Source organism: Pseudomonas sp. RV120224-01b, from assembly GCF_003208145.1.
In the GTDB taxonomy this organism is placed as follows: domain Bacteria; phylum Pseudomonadota; class Gammaproteobacteria; order Pseudomonadales; family Pseudomonadaceae; genus Aquipseudomonas; species Aquipseudomonas monteilii.
In genome coordinates this window covers 138,016-154,894 of record NZ_QKMQ01000011.1, presented here as the reverse complement: position 1 = coordinate 154,894, position 16,879 = coordinate 138,016, and the positions used below count along the sequence as shown (strand labels likewise).

Here is a 16,879-nt window from a genome sequence, read left to right as displayed (position 1 = left end):
GTGACTCAGCCGTTGACGCGTTCGAAGATCTTCTCGATCTTTTCTTTGAGCACCTGGGCGGTGAACGGCTTGACCACGTAACCGTTGACGCCGGCCTGGGCCGCTTCGATGATCTGGTCGCGCTTGGCTTCAGCGGTCACCATCAGTACCGGCATGCTTTTCAGCTTGTCGCTGGCACGCACTTTACGCAGCAGGTCGATGCCGGACATGCCCGGCATGTTCCAGTCGGTCACCAGGAAGTCATAGTGGCCGTTTTCCAGCATCGGCAGCGCCGTGGTGCCGTCATCGGCTTCGTCAGTGTTGGTGAAGCCCAGGTCACGCAACAGGTTCTTGATGATCCGCCGCATCGTCGAAAAGTCGTCAACGATGAGGATTTTCATGTCTTTGTTCAAGTAGACCTCCAAGCAGTCTCAAACGCGCTCGGCTGCGAGCACGCATTCAATCAAATCGGTGCAACATGGAAAACGCATGTGGAAAACGACTGCAACGGCAGCGGGCTCAACGTGCCCGCCATTCCCCCAGGCGGCTGCGCAGACGCGCGGCACACTGGCTGTGCAACTGGCTGACCCGCGATTCGCTGACACCCAGCACCTCACCGATTTCCTTGAGGTTCAGCTCTTCGTCGTAGTACAGCGCCAGCACCAGGCGCTCACGCTCCGGCAGGTTGGCAATGGCTTCGGTCAGCGCAGCCTGGAAGCGCTCGTCCTCCAGGCCACGCGCAGGTTCGACGTGGCCACTGGCACCATCCTCGTGAAGCCCTTCGTGCTCGCCGTCCTGCAACAGGTCGTCAAAGCTGAACAGTCGGCTGCCCAGGGTGTCGTTCAAGATCCCGTAGTAATCATCGAGACTCAACTGGAGTTCGGCAGCAACTTCATGATCTTTAGCGTCCCGGCCCGTTCTGGCCTCTACGGCACGCATCGCGTCACTGACCATACGGGTATTGCGGTGCACCGAACGCGGTGCCCAGTCGCCTTTGCGAACCTCATCCAGCATGGCCCCGCGAATGCGGATGCCGGCGTAGGTTTCAAAGCTGGCGCCCTTGCTGGCGTCATACTTGCTGGCCACTTCCAGCAGGCCGATCATGCCGGCCTGGATCAGATCCTCGACCTGCACATTGGCTGGCAACCGCGCCAGCAAGTGGTAGGCAATACGCTTGACCAGCGGCGCATAACGCTCGATCAGCTCGTATTGGGCGTCTTTGGCCGCCCGGCTGTACATCTTGAAGCCGCTGGCGTTCATAGCACAGGTCCCGCGCTGGTGGGCTGCACCAGGCGCTCGACGAAGAACTCCAGATGGCCGCGCGGGTTGGCCGGCAACGGCCAGCTGTCGACCTTCTGGGCAATCGCCTTGAAGGCCAGCGCGCACTTGGAGCGAGGGAAGGCTTCGTAGACGGCACGCTGCTTTTGCACCGCCTTGCGCACGCACTCGTCGTACGGCACGGCGCCTACGTACTGCAGGGCAACGTCAAGGAAGCGGTCGGTGACCTTGGTCAGCTTGGCGAACAGGTTGCGCCCTTCCTGCGGGCTCTGCGCCATGTTGGCCAGCACGCGGAAACGATTCATGCCGTAATCGCGGTTCAGCAGTTTGATCAGGGCATAGGCGTCGGTGATCGAGGTGGGTTCGTCGCACACCACCAGCAGCACTTCCTGGGCAGCGCGAACGAAGCTGACCACCGAGTCACCGATACCCGCAGCCGTGTCGATTACCAGCACGTCGAGGTTGTCGCCGATTTCGCTGAACGCCTGGATCAGGCCCGCATGCTGGGCCGGGGCCAGGTGCACCATGCTCTGGGTGCCCGAGGCCGCCGGCACGATACGCACACCGCCAGGGCCTTGCAGCATCACGTCACGCAGCTCGCAGCGCCCTTCGATGACATCGGCCAAGGTACGTTTGGGGGTAAGGCCCAGCAACACGTCGACGTTGGCCAGGCCCAAGTCGGCGTCAAGCAGCATGACCCTGCGGCCAAGCTCGGCCAGCGCCAGGGACAAGTTCACTGAAACGTTAGTCTTGCCGACGCCACCTTTGCCACCGGTCACGGCGATCACCTGTACGGGATGCATGCTACCCATGTCTGTTCTTTACCTTGTCTCGCTGGGACTCAGGCCACACGCGGGGCAATTCTGCGTACCCCTTGGCATAGCTACTTTGCACACGCTTCATGGTCAACCCGCTCGCCGTGGGTTGTGGTAGAGATCAGCGAACATGTCGGCCATGGCCTCTTCGCTGGGCTCGTCCTGCTGCTGCACATTGACTGCGCGGGAGACCAGCTGGTGGCCACGCGGCAGGTGCAGGTCGTCAGGAATGCGCGGGCCATCGGTGAGGTAGGCCACAGGCAGTTCATGACTGATGGCAAGGCTCAGCACATCACCGAGGCTTGCCGTTTCATCAAGTTTGGTCAGGATGCAGCCGGCCAGGCCACAGCGCTTGTAACTGTGGTAGGCGGCGGTCAGCACCTGCTTCTGGCTGGTGGTGGCCAGCACCAGGTAGTTCTTCGCAGCAATGCCACGCCCGGCCAGGGTTTCCAGCTGCATGCGCAGCGCCGGGTCGCTGGCCTGCAGGCCGGCGGTATCGATCAGCACCACGCGCTTGCGCAGCAACGGTTCCAGTGCGGCTGCCAGCGACTGCCCCGGGTCGACGTAGGTCACCGGCACGTTGAGGATGCGGCCCAAGGTCTTGAGCTGCTCCTGGGCGCCGATGCGGAAGCTGTCCATGCTCACCAGCGCCAGGTTCTGCGCGCCGTACTTGAGCACGTAGCGGGCGGCCAGTTTGGCCAGGGTCGTGGTTTTGCCCATGCCGGCCGGGCCGACCATGGCGATCACCCCGCCCTCTTCGATCGGCTCGATTTCCGGAATTTCGATCATGCGCGCCAGGTGCGCCAGCAGCATGCGCCAGGCCTGGCGTGGCTCTTCGATCTCGGTGGTGAGGTCCAGCAGCTCGCGGGCAATCGGGCCGGACAGGCCGATGCGCTGCAGGCGCCGCCACAGGTTGGCCTGCTGCGGCTTGCTGCCCTGCAACTGGGTCCAGGCCAGCGAGCCGAGCTGCACTTCCAGCAACTCGCGCAGGCCCGACAGCTCGGAGCGCATGGCATCGAACAGGCGCGGGTCTACTGGCGCAGCGGCCGGGGCAGCAGCGGCCTCAGGGGCATCGACGTGCGGCTCGATCAATGGCTCGGCGGCGGTCAGCGACTGCCCGGCGAACAATTGGCGGTTGTTGTCACTGCTGTCCTGGCGGTGGTCCAGCTCGGCCTGGGCCGTGGCGATGCGCGTGTGCGTCTTGCGCAGCTCTTCTTCCAGCTCGGCGTTGGGCACGCGTGGGGCCAGGGCGGACAGCTTGTAGTCCAGCGCGGCCGTCAGTTCGACACCACCGGCAATACGGCGGTTGCCAATGATCGCGGCATCGGCGCCCAGCTCATCACGGACCAGTTTCATGGCCTGACGCATATCGGCGGCGAAAAATCGCTTAACTTGCATTATCCACTACCTCAGCCGTTAGGGCCCACGGTGGCAACGATGGTGACTTGCTTGTTGTCCGGTATTTCCTGATACGCCAGAACATGCAAATTCGGTACAGCCAGGCGACCGAAACGCGACAGCATGGCGCGGATCGGGCCGGCGACCAGAAGAATGGCCGGCTGGCCCTGCATTTCCTGGCGCTGGGCCGCTTCGATCAGCGAACGTTGCAGCTTCTCGGCCATGCTAGGCTCCAGAAGAACACCCTCTTCCTGACCCTGCCCGGCCCTTTGCAGACTATTGAGCAAAATCTGTTCCAACCTTGGCTCCAGGGTAATCACTGGTAGCTCCGACTCAACGCCGACAATGCTTTGCACGATGGCGCGACACAATCCGACGCGCACTGCCGCTACCAGCGCGGCGGTATCTTGACTCTTGCCAGCGTTGTTCGCGATGGCTTCGGCAATACTGCGAATATCGCGCACTGGCACCTGTTCCGACAACAGCGCTTGCAGCACCTTGAGCAGGCCCGACAAGGAAATGACACCCGGCACCAGCTCTTCTGCCAGTTTAGGCGATGCCTTGCCCAGCACCTGCAGCAATTGCTGGACCTCTTCGTGGCCGATCAGCTCGTGGCAGTGCTTCTGCAGGATCTGGTTGAGGTGGGTGGCCACCACCGTGCTGGCGTCGACCACGGTATACCCCAGCGACTGCGCTTGCGAGCGCTGGCCAACGTCGATCCACACCGCTTCAAGGCCAAACGCCGGGTCGCGCGCAGCAATACCGTTGAGGGTGCCGAAGACCTGCCCCGGGTTGATCGCCAGCTCGCGGTCCGGGTAGATCTCCGCCTCGGCCAGGATCACCCCCATCAGGGTCAGGCGATAGGCGCTGGGTTGCAGGTCGAGGTTGTCACGAATGTGCACGGTCGGCATGAGGAAGCCCAGGTCCTGCGACAGCTTCTTGCGTACCCCCTTGATCCGTGCCAGCAACTGGCCGCCCTGGTTGCGGTCGACCAGCGGAATCAGCCGGTAGCCGACTTCCAGGCCGATCATGTCGATCGGCGTGACGTCGTCCCAGCCCAGCTCCTTGGTCTCCAGCGCACGCTGTGGCGAGGGCAGCAGGTCCTGCTGGCGCTGCGCTTCCTGCTGCGCCTGCAGCTTGGTCTTCTGTTGTTTCTTCCACACCAGGTAGGCGCCACCACCGGCCAGCAAGCCGAGACTGAGGAATGCCACATGCGGCATGCCCGGCACCAGGCCCATGACGATCATCAGCGCGCCCGACACGGCCAGCGCCTTGGGCGAATCGAACATCTGCCGGTTGATCAGCTTGCCCATGTCCTCGGAGCCCGAGGCACGGGTGACCATGATCGCGGCGGCGGTGGACAGCAGCAGTGATGGCAATTGCGCCACCAAACCGTCACCGATGGTCAACAGGGCGTACACCTTGCCGGCGTCGCCGAAGCTCATGCCGTGTTGCAGCATGCCGATGAGCATGCCGCCGATCAGGTTGATGAACAGGATCAACAGGCCGGCGATGGCGTCGCCACGGACGAATTTGCTGGCACCGTCCATCGAACCGTAGAACTCGGCCTCTTGCGCCACCTCGGCACGGCGGTGCTTGGCCTGGGCCTGGTCGATCAGGCCGGCGTTGAGGTCGGCATCGATGGCCATCTGCTTGCCGGGCATGGCGTCGAGGGTGAAACGCGCACTCACCTCCGAGATACGCCCGGCACCCTTGGTCACCACCACGAAGTTGATGATCATGAGGATGGCGAACACCACGGCACCGACCACGTAGTTGCCGCCGATCACCACCTCACCGAAGGCCTGAATCACTTTACCGGCGGCGCCATGGCCCTCCTGGCCGTGCAACATGACCACACGCGTGGAGGCCACGTTCAGGGCCAGACGCAACAGCGTGGCCACCAGCAGGATGGTCGGGAATGCGGCGAAGTCGAGCGGGCGCAGGGCGTACACGCACACCAGCAGCACGACGATCGACAATGCGATGTTGAAGGTGAAGAACACGTCGAGCAGGAACGGCGGAATCGGCAACATCATCATTGCCAACATCACCAGCAGCAACAGCGGCACACCCAGGTTGCCCCGGCCGAGCCCGGCCAGGTTGTTACGGGCGTTGCTGATTAACTGAGTGCGATCCACCGGGAGTCCTCTTGATGCAAAACTTTGACGCACAGGGGGCGCCTGGGCGTGGCTTTGCAAGAAGCTTTCCAACTTTGCTCGGCGGGGAATTTATGTTGCCTGTGCCGGCCTCTTCGCGGGTAAACCCGCTCCTGCAGAGACCCTGTTAAAGCAATGAGTTTTGTTCTGCGAGAGCGGGTTTAGACGCGAAAGGGCCAGACGCCCCAGCGCAAGGCCAGGTTTCGCGTCGCAGGCCTGGCGGAATTGGCAGGCCACCTTTAACACCGCACGGCTACCCTGACAGCCTCACACTTCGGCAGACCGCAGCGGCTGAACGGCAGTATCACGCGCACTTTTCACTTGAAGCGAGACGCGCGATATCACCCTTGGCAACAATCCGAACTGAAAAAAGTAAGGCGTTTCAGGATAGGGCGGTTTCGCTGGATGTTTCAGCAGCCCCGCATGATAGTCCAAGCCAGGCAGCAAACCTTCAGCATTGTCCACAAAGACGGTAAATATGGTGGTAGAAGCCTGGCTCTGAACACTCCGCTTGCCTGCATAAAATTCAGCAACGGATAATTCACCACCGTAATGGGCTGCTCCAAACTCGTTATCAGCCTTGAAGTAATACGGATCGACGCCGAATCTCTTATGTTGGCCAAGCGGCGTCTTCAGCACGTCCTTCCGACCGGATAATGTTCCAGTCAGCGCCTGCGCATACTCGGTTTTCGCTGCATGATAGCCGACGATCGATTTCGATGCCGGTCGATCAAATCCATTAAACGAATGACGGCGCTGGTCGAGCCGATAAGGCCTGGCCTCTGGCCTACCGCTGTTTTGAAGCCCGCCCTCCACGAAACGGCGACTCATCCACTGCGCACGTGGAAGTGGAGGTGGGTTCCCGCCTCGGGTACGCCCGGAGTTGTCATTGTAGTTAACAGGATCGCCTTCACAATATGCGAAAGCATTGATGCCTCCTGCACCAAACGGGCTAGCCTGATCCACGCTAATAAACCTCATCAGAACCGGACTATAAGCCCGGTGGCCCGCACCCAATAAGTACAACCCCGTTAGCGCATCTGGTAACTGACCATTGAGTGCCAACGACAAATGCGCAACAGGCACACCCCATTCGAAACCGTACGGCGTAAATGCGAAAGTTTGCCGCCCACCAGAATGATCGGCGCGGTGAAGAGAATTCGACTGAACAACCGCTAACAAAGCCGCAGGCTCGCTTCGACGCTCGGTCATGGAGAAACCTCCCTATTGAACAAGCAACTATGTTCACCCTCCCTTCCCATCAGCAGCAACTGGCAGAAATATCAGTGGCGCACTCAGATCAGCCGGTCAACTGTCGCGCCGCAGGTCCGGCGGGATCGGCAGGTCGTCTTTCAGCGGCTCTGGCCGCTTGCCCTTGCCCGCACGGTACTGGCGGATCTGGAACACATAGGCCAGCACCTGCGCCACCGCCAGGTAAAGGCCTGCGGGGATTTCCTGCTCGATTTCGGTGGAGTAATAAATCGCCCGCGCCAGCGCTGGCGATTCGAGGATCTGGACCTTGTGCTCCACGCCAATCTCGCGGATTTTCAAGGCAATGAAATCGGTACCCTTGGCCAGCAACAGTGGCGCCACCCCGCCCTTCTCCGGGTCGTATTGCAAGGCCACCGCGTAGTGCGTCGGGTTGGTGATGATCACGTCCGCATCCGGCACTGCCGCCATCATGCGCCGCTGCGAAGCCTCGCGCTGCAACTGGCGAATACGCTGTTTGACCTCGGGCTTGCCTTCGGTGTCCTTGTATTCGTCGCGCACTTCCTGCTTGGTCATCTTCAGCTTGTTGTGCGCCTGCCACAACTGGAACGGCACATCCGCCGCCGCAATCAGCAACAACCCGGCCGCCATCCACAGCGCACTCCAGCCGACCACCTGAACACTGTGAATGATCGCTTGCTCCAAAGGCTCGTTGGCAATGGAGAGCAACGCCTGGCGGTCGTTGACCAACACCACTACCGCCACCACCAGAATCACGAAAAACTTTGCGAGCGCCTTCAACAGCTCGGTCAGGGCATTCACCGAGAACATGCGCTTGATCCCCGACAACGGGTTCATGCGGCTGAATTTCGGCTGCAACAGGCTGCCGGAAAACAGGAAACCACCCAGGGCAATGGGTGCGACAAACGCGATCACGAACAACAGGATCAGTATCGGCTGTACCGCCCAGATGGCCATCTTGCCCGAAGCCAGAAGAAAGGCACCCATGGCGCGCTCGTCGACGATGATGTCGCGGGTCAGGCTGAAGGTCATGCGCATCATGGCCAGCAGGGTCTCGGCCAGATGCCCACCAAACGCCAGCAAGCCACCCGCACCGGCCAAGGTCACCGCCACGGTATTCAACTCTTTGGAGCGCGCGATCTCGCCCTTCTCGCGGGCTGTGCGCTTGCGCTTTTCGGTGGGTTCTTCTGTCTTGTCCTGACCGCTCTCGCTTTCCGCCATGCTCAGCGCGCCCTCGCCAATTCACGCAGCCATTGCAGCGCTTCGCTGGCCAATGCCTGATAGTGGGAGAGGATATCGGCCAGGCCGACCCAGAAAATGGCCATGCCCATGACCAAGGTCAACGGAAAGCCGATCGAGAAGATATTCAACTGCGGCGCCGCACGGGTCATCACGCCAAAGGCGATGTTCACCACCAGCAGCGCAGCGATCACTGGCAGGATCAACAACAGACCGGCACCGAACACCCAGCCCATGCGCCCGGCCAGCTCCCAGAAGTGATTGACCACCAGCGCACTCCCCACCGGCAAGGTGGTAAAACTCTCGGTCAGCACCTCGAACACCACCAGGTGCCCGTTCATCAACAGGAACAGCACACTCACCAGCATGGTCATGAACTGGCTGATTACCGTGACGTTTACGCCGTTGGCAGGATCGACCATCGAGGCGAAAGCCATGCCCATCTGCACCGCGACGATCTGACCAGCGATCACGAAGGCCTGGAACAGCAACTGCAAGGCCAGCCCAAACAGCGCGCCAACGATGATCTGCTCGACGCACAGCAGCATACCGCGCAGGCTCAGCGGGTCGAATTCGGGCAGCGGTGGCAATGCCGGCACGATCACCACGGTAATCGCCACCGCCACATACAGGCGCACCCGCGCCGGCAACATGCGGGTGCCGAAAATCGGCATGGTCATCAGCACCGCAGTTACCCTGAACAACGGCAGAATGAAGGTGGCGACCCAGGTGCCGATCTGCGTATCGGTCAGTTCCAGCATCGCCACGTCAACCAATCAGCTGCGGGATGCTGGTGTAAAGGCTGGTGATGTACTCCATGAACTTCTGCACCAGCCACGGCCCGGCAATGATCAGCGTGATCAGCATTACCAGCAGGCGCGGCAGAAAGCTCAGGGTCTGCTCGTTGATCTGCGTGGCGGCCTGGAACATCGCCACCATCAGGCCCACCAACAGGCTCGGCACCACCAGCACGGCGACCAGCAGGGTGGTCAGCCACAGGGCATCACGGAACAGGTCGACAGCAACTTCAGGTGTCATCGGCGGCTCTCCTTGACGGCGTCAGACGCCGCCGAAACTGCTGGCCAGGGTGCCCATGATCAGCGCCCAGCCATCCACCAGCACGAACAGCATGATCTTGAACGGCAGCGAGATGATCAGCGGCGACAGCATCATCATACCCATGGCCATCAGCACACTGGCCACCACCATGTCGATGATCAGGAACGGGATGAAGATCATGAAGCCGATCTGGAACGCGGTCTTCAACTCGGAGGTGACGAACGCCGGCACCAGGATGGTCAGCGGCACCTGATCGGGGCCGGCAATGTCGGTACGCTTGGACAGGCGCATGAACAGGTCGAGGTCGCTTTGCCGGGTTTGCGCCAGCATGAAGTCCTTGAGCGGCCCCTGGGCTTTTTCGATGGCCTGCTGGGCAGTCATCTGCTCCTTCAGGTACGGCTGCAGGGCATCCTGGTTCACGCGGTCGAACACCGGCGCCATGATGAACATGGTCAGGAACAGCGCCATGCCGTTGAGCAACTGGTTCGAGGGCGTCTGCTGCAGGCCCAGAGCCTGACGCAGGATCGAGAACACAATGATGATGCGGGTAAAGCTGGTCATCAGGATGACGAACGCCGGGATGAAGCTCAGCGCAGTCATGATCAGCAGGATTTGCAGGCTGACCGAATACTCCTGCTGCCCGTCCGGGGTATTGGACAGGGTAATGGCCGGGATCGACAGCGGGTCGGCAGCCAGGGCCAGCGGCGCAGCCAGCAGCAGCGCCAGAGTCAACAACGTACGCAGCGCGCCGCTCATCACTTGTTGTCCTTAGGGTTTTTGCCCATCAGCTCCATCAGCCGCTGAGCAAACTCCGGCGTCGCCTGACGAGCGCCGTCCGGCACATCCACGGGTTCGGCCATGACATGCAGGGCCTCGATGCTGCCCGGGGTATGGCCGATCAGGATCTGCTCCTTGCCCACCTGCACCAGCAACAGGCGGTCACGCGGGCCAATGGCCCGGCTGCCGACAATCTCGATCACCTGCCCGCCCTTCACCGCCGTGCTCTGCAGGCGCCGCAGCATCCAGGCCAGAAAGAAGATCAGGCCCACGACCAGCAGCAGGCCGAAGACCATCTGCGCCAGCTGCCCGCCGAGGCTGCCAGGCGGTGTCGCCGGGGTAGCGGCCGGCGTGGCCGCGGCCAGGCACACGCTACTGGCCAGCAGCACCGCCAACGCCGCAAGGGCGCGCATCGTGCCCTTCACTCAGCGCAGCTTCTTGATACGTTCGCTGGGGCTGATCACGTCGGTCAGGCGGATGCCGAACTTCTCGTTGACCACCACCACTTCGCCATGGGCGATCAGCGTGCCGTTGACCAGCACGTCGAGTGGCTCGCCGGCCAGGCGGTCGAGCTCGATTACCGAACCCTGGTTCAGCTGCAACAGGTTACGGATGTTGATCTCGGTGCTGCCCACTTCCATGGAAATGTTCACCGGGATGTCCAGGATCACGTCCAGATTCGGGCCTTCGAGGCTGACGTTTTCGTTCGGCTTCGGCGAGCTGGCAAACTCTTCCATCGGCAGGCGGCCCGGGCCGCTGGCGCTGCCGGTGTCACCGCCCAGCAGTGCATCGATATCGGCCTGGCCGGCCGCGCCGGTTTCTTCCAGGGCCGCGGCCCACTCATCGGCCAGCGCCTGGTCCTCTGGGGAGGTGATCTCGTTTTCGTTAGCCATGGTTTCCTCGACAGGCATTCAATTCGTTATGAGCGACCGGCACGCCGTCAGCGGCGTTCGATCGGGTCGATGATCTGCAGGGCCAAGTTGCCCTTGTGCGAACCCAGCCGCGCCTTGAACGCCGGCACACCATTGGCGCGCAACACCAGGTGCTCGGGCAGCTCCACCGGGATCACGTCGCCAGGCTGCATGTGCAGGATGTCGCGCAATTTCAACTGGCGCCGGGCGACCGTGGCGGTCATGGGCACAGCCACGTCCAGCACGTCTTCGCGCAGGGCCTTGACCCAGCGCTCGTCCTGGTCGTCCAGGTCGGACTGGAAACCGGCGTCGAGCATTTCGCGCACGGGCTCGATCATCGAGTACGGCATGGTTACGTGCAGGTCGCCGCCGCCGCCGTCCAGCTCGATGTGGAAGGTGGACACCACCACCGCCTCGCTGGGGCCGACAATGTTGGCCATGGCCGGGTTGACCTCGGAGTTCATGTACTCGAAGGTGACCGGCATGATCGCCTGCCAGGCTTCCTTGAGGTCGACAAAGCACTGGTCCAGCACCATGCGCACCACGCGCAGCTCGGTAGGCGTGAATTCACGGCCTTCGATCTTGGCGTGGCGGCCATCGCCGCCGAAGAAATTGTCCACCAGCTTGAACACCAGCTTGGCGTCGAGGATGAACAGCGAGGTGCCACGCAGCGGCTTGATCTTGACCAGGTTGAGGCTGGTGGGCACGTACAGCGAGTGCACGTATTCGCCGAACTTCATCACCTGCACACCGCCCACGGCCACGTCGGCAGAACGGCGCAGCAGGTTGAACATGCTGATACGGGTGTAACGGGCGAAGCGCTCGTTGATCATTTCAAGGGTCGGCATGCGACCCCGTACGATACGGTCCTGACTGGTCAGGTCGTAGCTTTTGATACTGCCAGGCTCGGATGCACTCTCGGTCTGCACCAGCCCGTCGTCGACGCCGTGCAACAGGGCATCGATTTCATCCTGGGACAGCAGGTCCTGTACGGCCATTGCGGACTCCTACTGCAATACGAAATTGGTGAACAGCAACTGGTCGATGACCGGCTTGCCGACTTCCTTCTGGGCCACTTCCTGCACCACCGCAGTGGCCTTCTGACGCAGCATCTCCTGCCCGACCGGGCTGCTGGCCAGGGTGTCGAAGCCTTGCCCGGAGAACATCATCACCAGGTTGTTGCGAATCACCGGCATGTGCACCTTCAGCGCATCCAGGTCGGCCTGGTTGCGCGCCTGCAGGGTGATGCTCAACTGCATGTAGCGCTGGCGGCCGTTCTGGTTGAAATTGACCACGAAGGCCGGGGTCAGCGCCTCGTAGATGGCCGCAGGCTTGACGTTGCTGGCCGCAGGCTCGGCGGCCGGGGCCGGCTCGCTCTTGTGCATGATGAACCAGGTAGCGCCCACCGAAAGGCCGATCGCCAGCAACAGGCCGACGACAGCCAGCAGGATCAGCTTGAGTTTGCCTTTAGTGGCGGGGTCTTTGACTGCTTCGCTCTTCGCCATGCCAATAATCCGTCGTCCATCGGGGGTTCAAGGGAGGATGGCTTGGCTTGAGCAAGTGTTATGCCAGAATTTGCACAGGATGGGTTTCAGCAGGATTTGCAGTGTTGGCTTCTTCGCAGGCACGCCCGCGAAGAAGCCAGTGCGGCCAATCGAGATCTACGCGTAGTAATCGACCGCACTGTCACCAATAACGACCTGTTGCTCCACAGGCCTGGCGCTGTCTACAACCTCACCCCCACCCTGCTCCGCCCGCCGCGCGGCCACGCCGGACAGGTTGCTGCCCTGCGCCTGCCCCTGCTGCTGTTGCTGCCCGCGCGACTGGTCGGCCACGTTGACGTCCGGCTGGGCCAGCCCCTGCTGGGCAAACAGCTCGCGCAGGCGGTGCACCTGACTGTCGAGGGCGTCACGCACACCGGCGTGGCCACTGATGAAGGTGACCTGGGTCGACTGGTCCGCCGCAACATTGACGCGAATGTCCAGGCGGCCCAGCTCTGCGGGTTCCAGCTGGATGTCTGCAGATTTCAGGTTCTGGCTGGACAGGTACATGACCCGGTTGACCAAGCCTTCCGCCCACGCCCCCTGGTTCATCGGCAACGGCTGGTGCAACGGGCTGGCGTTGGCCGGCACGGCGCTGGCGGTCTTGGCCGTGGCAGCCTGGGTCAGGCTGGCCAGGCGGTTGGCGAAATCATCGACACGGGTGTCGCTGCTGGCGCTCTTGGTGTCCTTCAGGCCATCCTCAAGCAAGGCACCAAAGGCCTTGTCGCCAGATTCTCCCGCCTCACCCTCGGCACTCTCGATCAGATTCGCCAAGGTATTGACGGCGGCCTGGCCCTCCTCGCCCTGCGCCTGGGAAGGGTCAAGGGCATGGGCCGACGTAGCCCCCTTGGCTTGCGCACTCTGCTCCAGCGCCAGGCGCAAGGTCGGCAGGTTGGCCAGAGGGTCTGCATCCGGGTCGAAAGCCTCTTCGGCGGAAGGCTCCTCGGGCAGCGCGCCAACCTGCGCCGTGGCGGCCTGCAGCACCGGCGCCATCGCCTCGGCCTGGGCCTGGATCAGTTGCGCACCGGGCTGGGCGTCGGTGACCTGGCCGGCCACCAGGTTGGCATCACGCACCCCGGTATCGGCCTGGGACGCATCGTCTGCTGGCAATTTGTTGCCGTCATCGGCAACAGCCGTTTTGTCAGCCGGGTCTTTCTTGCCGTGCGCTGGCGCCTCAGGTTTGTCCTTGGGCTTGGCCTGGGCGACCTTGTCATCCTGCCAGGCTGCCTTGTCACGCCCCTGCCGTGCCATCACCTGGCCAAAGCCGTCGCCCTTGTCGCCCAGCGCCTGCAGCGGTTTGTCCGCCTGTGCGGTGGCAGAGCGCGAGGCACTGGCAATGGCGTTGGCTTGCAACAAAGGGTTGGGTGCGACAGGCATCGAGCGGTCTCCGCGCCAGAAACAAAAAAATAATCCGCTCAGAGACAGGCAAGACTCGCGCCAAGTTGTGTATCAGCCTGCTGAAATACGTTGCTGCTCACCACGGTAGAAGCGCTGCACCTCGACGAACTCCTGGTCGATGCGACTGATCAAGTCTTCAATACCGTACAGCGGAGGCCGCCGTGCGCGCTCCTCCAGCTGCTGGCACAGGCCGGCCAGGGCAACAGCCCCCATGTTGCTGCTGCTACCCTTGAAGCTGTGGGCGGCCGCACCCAGCTCTTCGGCGCTTTTGGCCGCGTGCAACTGGCCCAGCCGCCGCTCGGAATCGTCGAGAAACGTCTGCACCAACTGCAGGTAGCCATCCTCCATGACCTCACGCAGGTCACTGAGCACCTTGTGGTCAATATGCATGTCAGTCACTTGTTCACTCCTTGATCAAGCCAGATTATGCCCGAGCCAGCCAGTGGCTCACCATACGAACGCCACATGCGCGCAACGCCCGCCTTCACTCCAGCGCGCATCGCTGGCCAACCGCCGCACCAGGTTCAGGCCACGCCCGCTCAGCCCCTGGTCCAGCGAAGGCCGCGACAGCACCCGCTGCACATCGAAACCCGCACCGCTGTCGCGAACCTCGATACTCAGACGCCCGCCATCGGCAAGCGGTTCAACCTTGAAATCGATGCGTACAAAGCCGTCTGTCAGCACGCCCAGGCGCCGGGCACGCTCCTGATAATAGTCGGCAAAACCCTGCACATCGCGCTTGAGCCGCGAGTCCAGCCCTAGCACACCATGCTCCAGGGCATTGGAATACAACTCGCTGAGGACGCTGTGCAGACTGCCGGTACGCGCACGAAGCCCATGAATCTCCTGCAACAACTGCACCAGGTAAGGGATCGGGTTAAAGCACTTCAGGCTCTCGCCGCGCACTTCGAAGCCCAGCGACCAGTCCTGCGGGCTGAAACGACCGCTATCAGCGTAGATCATCGGCGCCGGCACCCGCTCCTCGGCGCCGAACATGCGAATATCACACAAACTGATGTCGTCGCGCGGGTGCCCGCCAAAGCGCTCCAGGGCCTGCATCACTTCGTCGAACAACCGCACCGGGTCGCGGTTGTCGGCCAGCACCGCCAGCAGGCGCTGCACACCGAACAGACGCTCCTGATCATCAGCCGTGTCGAGCACGCCGTCCGACAGCAGCAACAGGCGCTCACCCGGCGCCAACGGAAGCACCTCGGCGCTGTCATCAAAACGCTCGGCCGCCAGAATACCGAGCGGTAGATGCCGCGAGCTCAGCGCTGACAGCACCTGGCCATCCACCGACAGCCGATAGCCATCGGGCATACCGCCATTCCACACTTCCACCGAACCGCGCTGCACACTGAGGTTGAGCAGTATCGCGCAACAGAACATGTCCACCGGCAGGATGCGTTTGAGCTTGGCGTTCATCTCGCGCAGGATCGGCGCCATGCCGTAACCCTTGGCGGTCATGCCGTAAAACACCTCGGCCAGCGGCATGGCGCCAACCGCCGCTGGCAGGCCATGACCGGTAAAGTCGCCCAGCAGCACGCGCATGTCACCGGACGGAGTGAACGCAGCCAGCATCAGGTCACCGTTGAACAGCGCATACGGCGACTGCAGGTAGCGGATGTTGGGCGCAGAAAGGCAACCGGAGTGGGCCACCTTGTCGAAAACGGCCTTGGCCACTCGCTGCTCGTTGAGCAGGTGGTGATGGTGCCGGGTGATCTGGTCACGTTGCTCCAGCACAGTGGCTTGCAACCGACGCAACCGGTCCATGGCGCGGATCTTGGCAGCGAGGATCACCGCGCTGTAGGGCTTGGCCATGAAGTCATCGCCACCCGCTTCCAGGCAGCGCACCAAGCCTTCCTCTTCGTTCAACGACGTCAGGAAAATGATCGGCACCAGTGCCTCGCCGGCCAAGGCCTTGATCTGTCGCGCTGCCTCGAAGCCGTCCATTACCGGCATCAGCGCGTCCAGCAACACCAGCTGTGGGCACCGCTCCTGAAACAGGGCCACTGCCTGCTCGCCGTTTTCCGCGGTGAATACCTGGTGGCCCTGGCGACGGACGATCTGCGCCAGCAGCAGGCGGTCGGCGGCACCGTCCTCGGCGACCAGCACGGTCAACGGCTGTTCGGCCGGCATGTCGGCGCTCAACTGATATCGAAGAGTTTTTCGAAATTGGAGATGGCGAGTATCTTGCGCACGTCGGAGCTGGCATGCACCACCCGCACGTCCGACTCATCGCCACCCGCGTGGTCGCGCAGCAACAGCAGCATGCCGAGCGCGGAACTGTCGAGGTAGGTGGTGTCTTTCAGGTCGACGATCACCGAATCGGGGCGATCGGGCTGACGTTCGTAGGCGTCTCGAAATTCCTGATGTTTGCCGAAATCGAAGCGCCCCTTGATCTTGATCGTCAGCTTTTTCCCGTCCTGCGAAAAGTCAGTCTCGACTGCCATGCTAGCGATTCCTTCGATGATGGCGGATGCAACTCCATTAAGGTTTAGCAGGCGATGGCATGGGTGGCAAGGTCATACCTGTACCGGCCCTATCGCCGGCAAGCCAGCTCCCACAGGTACTGCACAGGGCCTGAATCCTGCGCAGTACCTGTGGGAGCTGGCTTGCCGGCGATAGGGCCGGTACAGGCTAAAGATGGTTTTGGCGGGGCAAGCGCTGGGACAGCTCATCCAGCAACCGCTGCTCACGCTTGTCCTCGGCTCGCCGGGCTTCGTCCATGTAACGCTGCACCAGCTTGCGCAATCCCTCCACCCGGGCATAGGCCTGCTGCCAGGTACCACGGGCGTTGTTGAGGTTGTTCTGGTGCCACACCAGGCTCTGGCGCTGCTGGGTCATGGCCGTTTCCAGCTGCCCCAGAAAACGCTGGTAGTTGACCAGCCAGCTGCCATTCACGCCCTGCCCGCCACGGTTGATCCACTGCAGCTGGTAGTCTTCGCGAAAACGCTCCAGTTCGGCCAACTTGGCCTGGGCCGTGGTCACCTGCTGCTGGAAGTGCCCAACGCGCTGAGCAGCCTTGCGCTCGGCCTCTTCGGCCATGTCCACCACCGGCGCCAAGCGCGCGGCGCGTCCGGGCAGCGCCATGG

19 protein-coding genes are annotated in these 16,879 nt (G+C 62.3%); all 19 read right to left on the bottom strand.

The features are described 5' to 3' along the window. Window positions 1-5: 5 nt before the first annotated feature. Window positions 6-380, bottom strand: coding sequence for a chemotaxis response regulator CheY (locus N436_RS18100; RefSeq protein ID WP_010955070.1), 375 nt, complete (start codon window positions 378-380; stop codon window positions 6-8). 118 nt (window positions 381-498) lie between these two features. After that, on the bottom strand, window positions 499-1,239 hold the full coding sequence (fliA, locus tag N436_RS18095; protein ID WP_105946104.1) for an RNA polymerase sigma factor FliA: 741 nt from the start codon (window positions 1,237-1,239) through the stop codon (window positions 499-501). Further along, the gene (fleN, locus tag N436_RS18090) at window positions 1,236-2,069 is read right to left on the bottom strand and encodes a flagellar synthesis regulator FleN (protein ID WP_003254408.1); all 834 of its coding nucleotides are present in this window, start codon (window positions 2,067-2,069) and stop codon (window positions 1,236-1,238) included. Before fleN ends, fliA begins: the two co-directional genes overlap by 4 nt. A 93-nt stretch (window positions 2,070-2,162) precedes the next feature. Then, complete coding sequence (gene flhF, locus N436_RS18085; protein WP_105946103.1) at window positions 2,163-3,470, bottom strand: flagellar biosynthesis protein FlhF; 1,308 nt, start codon at window positions 3,468-3,470, stop codon at window positions 2,163-2,165. Window positions 3,471-3,481: 11 nt separating this feature from the next. Next, window positions 3,482-5,611 carry a flagellar biosynthesis protein FlhA gene (gene flhA, locus N436_RS18080; protein WP_105946102.1) on the bottom strand — a complete coding sequence of 710 codons (2,130 nt, stop codon included), beginning with the start codon at window positions 5,609-5,611 and terminating at the stop codon, window positions 3,482-3,484. A 285-nt stretch (window positions 5,612-5,896) separates the two neighbouring features. Then, window positions 5,897-6,841 carry an RHS repeat-associated core domain-containing protein gene (locus tag N436_RS18075; protein ID WP_105946101.1) on the bottom strand — a complete coding sequence of 315 codons (945 nt, stop codon included), beginning with the start codon at window positions 6,839-6,841 and terminating at the stop codon, window positions 5,897-5,899. 96 nt (window positions 6,842-6,937) lie between these two features. After that, on the bottom strand, window positions 6,938-8,080 hold the full coding sequence (gene flhB / locus N436_RS18070; protein ID WP_110741654.1) for a flagellar biosynthesis protein FlhB: 1,143 nt from the start codon (window positions 8,078-8,080) through the stop codon (window positions 6,938-6,940). Between the two features lie 2 nt (window positions 8,081-8,082). Then, a complete protein-coding gene (fliR, locus tag N436_RS18065) occupies window positions 8,083-8,859 on the bottom strand; it encodes a flagellar biosynthetic protein FliR (protein WP_060499595.1) in 777 nt (258 codons plus the stop codon). 7 nt (window positions 8,860-8,866) lie between these two features. Continuing rightward, window positions 8,867-9,136 carry a flagellar biosynthesis protein FliQ gene (gene fliQ / locus N436_RS18060; protein WP_016711779.1) on the bottom strand — a complete coding sequence of 90 codons (270 nt, stop codon included), beginning with the start codon at window positions 9,134-9,136 and terminating at the stop codon, window positions 8,867-8,869. A 21-nt stretch (window positions 9,137-9,157) separates the two neighbouring features. Continuing rightward, entirely contained in the window at window positions 9,158-9,913 is a 756-nt protein-coding gene (gene fliP, locus N436_RS18055; RefSeq protein ID WP_105946099.1) for a flagellar type III secretion system pore protein FliP, read from the bottom strand. After that, window positions 9,913-10,347 (bottom strand): flagellar biosynthetic protein FliO, encoded by a 435-nt coding sequence (gene fliO / locus N436_RS18050; RefSeq protein ID WP_105946116.1) that lies wholly within the window; start codon window positions 10,345-10,347, stop codon window positions 9,913-9,915. Before fliO ends, fliP begins: the two co-directional genes overlap by 1 nt. Window positions 10,348-10,359: 12 nt before the next feature. Beyond that, on the bottom strand, window positions 10,360-10,827 hold the full coding sequence (gene fliN, locus N436_RS18045; RefSeq protein WP_105946115.1) for a flagellar motor switch protein FliN: 468 nt from the start codon (window positions 10,825-10,827) through the stop codon (window positions 10,360-10,362). A gap of 47 nt (window positions 10,828-10,874) precedes the next feature. Continuing rightward, entirely contained in the window at window positions 10,875-11,843 is a 969-nt protein-coding gene (gene fliM / locus N436_RS18040) for a flagellar motor switch protein FliM (RefSeq protein ID WP_012273501.1), read from the bottom strand. Between the two features lie 9 nt (window positions 11,844-11,852). Next, window positions 11,853-12,350 (bottom strand): flagellar basal body-associated protein FliL, encoded by a 498-nt coding sequence (gene fliL / locus N436_RS18035; RefSeq protein WP_105946098.1) that lies wholly within the window; start codon window positions 12,348-12,350, stop codon window positions 11,853-11,855. A gap of 156 nt (window positions 12,351-12,506) precedes the next feature. Next, window positions 12,507-13,763, bottom strand: a complete 1,257-nt coding sequence (locus N436_RS18030; protein WP_105946097.1) for a flagellar hook-length control protein FliK — start codon at window positions 13,761-13,763, stop codon at window positions 12,507-12,509. Window positions 13,764-13,835: 72 nt separating this feature from the next. Further along, entirely contained in the window at window positions 13,836-14,183 is a 348-nt protein-coding gene (locus N436_RS18025; RefSeq protein WP_016711785.1) for an Hpt domain-containing protein, read from the bottom strand. 48 nt (window positions 14,184-14,231) lie between these two features. Next, window positions 14,232-15,923, bottom strand: coding sequence for a fused response regulator/phosphatase (locus tag N436_RS18020; protein ID WP_105946096.1), 1,692 nt, complete (start codon window positions 15,921-15,923; stop codon window positions 14,232-14,234). 8 nt (window positions 15,924-15,931) lie between these two features. Next, window positions 15,932-16,237, bottom strand: a complete 306-nt coding sequence (locus N436_RS18015; RefSeq protein ID WP_016711787.1) for an STAS domain-containing protein — start codon at window positions 16,235-16,237, stop codon at window positions 15,932-15,934. Between the two features lie 187 nt (window positions 16,238-16,424). Beyond that, entirely contained in the window at window positions 16,425-16,877 is a 453-nt protein-coding gene (gene fliJ / locus N436_RS18010; protein ID WP_105946095.1) for a flagellar export protein FliJ, read from the bottom strand. Between the last annotated feature and the right edge of the window lie 2 nt (window positions 16,878-16,879).